General features: G+C 69.9%; 1 protein-coding gene. It reads right to left on the bottom strand.

Features of this window, described 5'->3' with window-relative positions; all coding sequences use genetic code 11:
- A partial coding sequence (locus P5F91_RS10900) for a transketolase C-terminal domain-containing protein (RefSeq protein ID WP_277907189.1) occupies positions 1-906 on the bottom strand: 906 nt, incomplete at both ends.

Below are 906 nucleotides of genomic sequence, written 5' to 3'. Positions count from 1 at the left end.
CCCCAGCGCCTTGAGCACGGTATCGACGATGCCGGTGGCGTTGAGGCCGGCCTCGTCATACTGCTTGGCCGGGTTGTCGTGTTCCTGATAGCGGTCGGGCAGCACCATGGGGCGGAACTTCAGGCCGCTGTCGAACAGCCCTTCCTCCGCCAGGAACTGCATGACCTGGGCGCCGAAGCCGCCCACCGAGCCTTCCTCGATGGTCACCAGCACCTCGTGCTCAACCGCCAGACGGCGCACCAGTTCCCGGTCGATCGGCTTGGCGAAGCGCGCGTCCGCCACCGTCGTCGATAGGCCCCGCGCCGCCAGATCCTCCGCCGCCTTGCAGGCCTCGCCCAGGCGCGTGCCCAGGCTCAGGATGGCCACCGTGTTGCCCTCGCGGACAATCCGGCCCTTGCCGATGGGCAGAACCTCGCCCTTCTCCGGCATCTCCACGCCCACGCCCTCGCCGCGCGGATAGCGCAGCGCGATGGGGCCGGCGTCATAGGCCACGCTGGTCGCCACCATGTGCACCAGCTCCGCCTCGTCCGCCGCCGCCATCACCACCATGTTGGGCAGGCAGCACAGGTAGGCCAGGTCGAAGGCGCCGGCGTGCGTCGCCCCGTCCGCCCCCACCAGGCCCGCCCGGTCCATGGCGAAGCGCACGGGCAGGTTCTGGATCGACACGTCATGCACCAGCTGGTCGTACCCGCGCTGCAGGAAGGTCGAGTAGATCGCCACGAAGGGCTTGTACCCTTCCGTCGCCATGCCGGCCGCGAACGTCACCGCGTGCTGCTCCGCGATGCCCACGTCGAAGGTGCGGGTGGGGAAGGCCTGGCCGAACAGGTCCAGCCCCGTGCCCGACGGCATCGCCGCCGTGATCGCCACCACCTTGTCGTCGGCCTTGGCCTCCTTCATCAGGGCGTC

Source organism: Nitrospirillum amazonense (genome assembly GCF_029594735.1).
GTDB classification, from domain to species: Bacteria; Pseudomonadota; Alphaproteobacteria; order Azospirillales; family Azospirillaceae; genus Nitrospirillum; species Nitrospirillum amazonense.
This window is presented reverse-complemented; position numbering and strand designations above follow the sequence as displayed.